Consider the following 3851-nt stretch of genomic DNA (forward strand, 5'->3'; position numbering starts at 1 on the left):
CGGACGCTCAGCGAGCGTCCGACCCCCATGGACCGCCACCTCTTCAGCCGCACCGGATGGCCCCTCAACATCATCTGCTACCTGGAGCGCCGGGCCGGCGAGTTCTACCACGCCCTGGCGGCCTGGGCCCCGCCTCCCCGGCATTCGTCCGAAGGCACCGAGTGCCCCGAGGTCGCGCTCCGGATCCGCACCAGCTCACTGATGAAGGCGTGAGAGCGATGCATCAGCCAGAAGAACCCGGCACTCCCGCCCCGGAAGGCACCCGGGACGACGCTCGGGCGATCCGCGCTCTGTGGGCCGAGATGGCCCGAGGCTGGGCGGCCGGTGACGCCGCGCTGTTCGCCGCGAGCTTCGCGGAGGACTGCGACTTCACGACCGTACGGGGCGACAAGCCGCTCGGCCGCACCAGCATCGAGGCAGGGCACGACGCCCTCTTCCGCGGGCCGTACGCCGGAACCGTCCTCGACGCCCGCGTGGTGGCAGTCCGGTTCCTCCGCCCCGACCTGGCAACGGTCGAGGCGGAGTCGACCATCATCACGCCGGACGGCGAGTCGCCGGCCATCACGCACGCGCTGGCCGTCGTGGAACGGACGGCGGAACGCCACTGGTCGATCAAGGCGTTTCACAACATGATCCCCGCGTCCCGCCCGACGCGGCGGGCCCCGGGACAGCAGGCCCCCGACTCGAAGGAGTCCACCGTGGACGAACCCACCGCCCGCCCGAAACTCCGCCACCTGGCCATCGTGGCCCGCGATCCGGAGAAGCTGGCCGAGTTCTACGCCTCGGTCTTCGCGATGGAGCTCTTCCACCGCGACCCCGACGGCAGTTGCTTCCTCTCCGACGGCTACCTGTCCCTGGCCCTGGTCAAGCACCGACTCGACGGTGAGACCCCGCTCGGCATGAACCACTTCGGTTTCCACATCGAGGACACGGCGGCGACCTCCGGGGCGCTGGTGGCCGCCGGCACTCCGAAACCGGCCGAACGCTTCACCGACCGCCCCTTCGCCGAGTACCGGGCCATGGACCCGGAGGGCAACTGGTTCGACCTCTCGGAACACGGCTTCGGCGGCCCACCGGCACCAGCGACCGGGTGACCTCGGAAAGCGCCACGGGGTCGGGTCCTACATGCTCGCGGCGCTTACGCCGATCGGCCCGCATCGCCTCTCGGGTGGATCCGGAATGTCCGTCGCGACTGCACATGCCGGGATCCGACACTGAAACGTGGAACCGCGAATGTTGGTGACGTATTCTTCTATGTACATCACCAACATTGCGCGGGAGGTGCCACATGTCCGTGACCCAGATCGACATCGATGACGACGCCTTGGAACGCGCCATGGCTCTGGCCGGGGTCAGGACCAAGAAGGAGGCGGTCAATCTCGCTCTGCACTTCTACGCCGAGCAGCAGGAGCGGGCGGCACGCATAAGCCGTCACTTCGAGCGTGCGCAAGAGTGGGGTGCCGTCGAGGACGCCGAGCGCCTGCACCGGGCGGAGAAGCACAGCCGGTGATCTACTTGCTCGACACGTCCGGCCTGGTCCGGCTGCTCCGCGATCCAAAACTGCAATCGGCCTGGTACGACGCGATCGATGCCGGGGCCATCGCATCCTGCTATGTGCAGCGCGCCGAGTTTCTCCACAGTGCCCGGAACGGACGCGAGTACGACGAGATCGCGGAGATGTTCACCGATCTCTACCCCGATGTGTCAGTGCCGAAGAACGCGGGGCGCTGGATCGGCTCGGTGCAACACCGCATGGCCCAGGCCGGGGAACATCGCAGTGCCTCGGCTGTGGACCTCGTCATCGCTGCCACCGCGGCCCATCACGGTCTGGCCGTCCTCCATGACGATGCCGACTACCGCGCCGTTGCCCGGCACGCGTCCGACCTGACCGAGCACAACATCCACGACGTGGCCTGAGGCGCATTGTCGCCCGGCAGATCTCGGATGGGGACGTTCTGCGAACACCTGGCCTGCGTTCCGTGCCGGGCTGACCAGCGGCGTGACATCACCGGCGGCCTTGATCGCTGCCGCTCCAACGGGTACGGGTCACGGCTCACTACTGGGTCGGCGCCACCGCCCGGGACACAGCCGCCCTGACGCACTGCCGGGAGGTGACCGAAGACGTTGCCTGCCGGATCATCCAGCTACGGGAGGATGCAGACCGTCAGCGGCGGTAACCACTGTCGGTTCAAAGCTCTTCTGACACCAAGGCGTGGGAACAGCAGGCTGCTGACTTGGGGTTTCGCTCTGAAGCGGGTGACGAGAACCGAACTCGCGCTCTCAGCCTGGGAACCTTGGGCTCTCTCCGGGTGGTTGCCGGGCTGACTTGTGGCGAAGCAGCTGCGTGGTCTGGATGGCTGACGTCCTGTTCCCTGCCATTGCCATTCCCCGTGGTTCCCCGTTGTTGGCGGTCGGCTGCGGTCATGGTGGTTCTGTACTTCGCTGCTGTACAGCGGGCATGGGATCAGGAAAGCCGCCCGGCCTCGTGAAGCGCGTCGAAAGCCATCTCGTCGACGGCCGAGACCCGGTCCCGATCGGCGTAACAAAACCACGCCTTCTCGGCGATCTCCCTCGACGGGGTCAGCTCACCGCGGTGATCGGCGGTGTAACAGATCATCCGGAAGGGGCCGTGATCCGGATGGCCCTCGCCGATCTCGAAAGTGCCGAAGTGCACCATGGAACCGGGGTCGATCGCCGCCTGCAGTTCCTCGTCGATCTCCCGCACCAGGGTCTCGCCGTCGGACTCGCCCGGCTCACGATGACCGCCCGGGAAGTAGAAGCGATCTCTGCCATGACTACGCGTCACCAACACCCGGTCGTCCCGAACCAGGATCCACGCCACCTTCTCCGGCACACCGTTGCCATTCGCCATGGCTCGGGACCGTATCGGAGGGCATCGTCTGCGTCAGCACCGTCCAGCCTTGGCCACGCTGCTGGCGACGTTCGTATGGGGAAGCCGTGCCGGCGGAAGCGTAGCGGCGAGCCTTGGGGGGAACGACCGCTTCGTCCCGAAGCAACTTGGGCGGGGGTGCCGCCTTGGGCTGGTGCGCCTCTCACCTGTGTTGAGGGTCCGTACGCGTCCGCGCTCGTCCGCCGGTGTACGTCGCCGTTGTCACACAGTTAGACACTCACCGCCGCTGCGTCCCGCAGGCGCCTGTGGCCGAGGAGCGGCTCGCCGTACCCGAACCGCGGCATCGGTGCACAGACCTCCTGATGCCCACCCTTGAGGTCGGCCCGGTGAGGGCTGGGTGCGCCGGACGGGCGGGTACCGGCCCAGCTCCATCCCCTCGCTCCCACGACAGCCGACGCCGTCGTCACCCCGACCGCGGGACTTCCGGCCCGTACTCTCGCGTGGCCACCACAAGGCGCTCCGGGTGGCCCGCGTCCACGCGATCAGCTGGAACCGGAGCTGCCGGCCGCCTTGTCCGCGGCACGACGGTACTCGGCGTTGATGCGCTGAGCTTCCTCGAGCTGGTCCTCGAGGATGACGATGCGGCAGGCGGCCTCGATCGGGGTGCCCCTGTCGACGAGCTCGCGGGCGCGAGCGGCGATCCGCAGTTGGTAGCGGGAGTACCGGCGATGCCCACCCTCCGAGCGGAGCGGAGTGATCAGACGAGCCTCGCCGATGGCTCGAAGGAAGCCCGCGGTGGTGCCGAGCATCTCGGCTGCCCGGCCCATCGTGTAGGCGGGGTAGTCGTCGTCGTCCAGAAAATCACTAAGAGGATTGTCCGCTGTCATGTCACCTCGCTGTGCAACGCGTCGAGGGGCCCCGCGGGCCCCGCGGCCCCGCGCGCCCCGCCTAAAAATAAAAAAAAATTAGGCGCCGCAGGGCGTGGGGCCCGTCGCGATTC

Annotated in this window: 5 protein-coding genes and 1 pseudogene; 4 read left to right on the forward strand and 2 right to left on the reverse strand. The window is 67.8% G+C overall.

Annotated elements, in window-relative coordinates:
- The 4 genes and pseudogenes from ACWGJB_RS23885 to ACWGJB_RS23900 all read left to right on the forward strand — a co-directional run.
- Window positions 1-213, forward strand: a pseudogene (locus tag ACWGJB_RS23885) (hypothetical protein); the annotation flags it as partial.
- 5 nt (window positions 214-218) lie between these two features.
- Window positions 219-1094: an SgcJ/EcaC family oxidoreductase gene (locus ACWGJB_RS23890; RefSeq protein ID WP_453382149.1), complete on the forward strand. Its 876-nt coding sequence runs from the start codon at window positions 219-221 to the stop codon at window positions 1092-1094.
- Window positions 1095-1288: 194 nt separating this feature from the next.
- Window positions 1289-1510, forward strand: coding sequence for a type II toxin-antitoxin system VapB family antitoxin (locus tag ACWGJB_RS23895; RefSeq protein ID WP_453382150.1), 222 nt, complete (start codon window positions 1289-1291; stop codon window positions 1508-1510).
- Window positions 1507-1917: a PIN domain-containing protein gene (locus ACWGJB_RS23900; RefSeq protein ID WP_453382151.1), complete on the forward strand. Its 411-nt coding sequence runs from the start codon at window positions 1507-1509 to the stop codon at window positions 1915-1917. The genes ACWGJB_RS23895 and ACWGJB_RS23900 overlap by 4 nt, the downstream gene beginning before the upstream one ends.
- 547 nt (window positions 1918-2464) lie before the next feature.
- Here the strand turns inward: ACWGJB_RS23900 and ACWGJB_RS23905 are convergent.
- Window positions 2465-2872, reverse strand: a complete 408-nt coding sequence (locus tag ACWGJB_RS23905; protein WP_453382152.1) for an NUDIX hydrolase — start codon at window positions 2870-2872, stop codon at window positions 2465-2467.
- A 521-nt stretch (window positions 2873-3393) separates the two neighbouring features.
- Window positions 3394-3738: a MerR family transcriptional regulator gene (locus ACWGJB_RS23910; protein ID WP_453382153.1), complete on the reverse strand. Its 345-nt coding sequence runs from the start codon at window positions 3736-3738 to the stop codon at window positions 3394-3396.
- Window positions 3739-3851 lie beyond the last annotated feature (113 nt).

Source organism: Streptomyces sp. NPDC054813, from assembly GCF_053611365.1.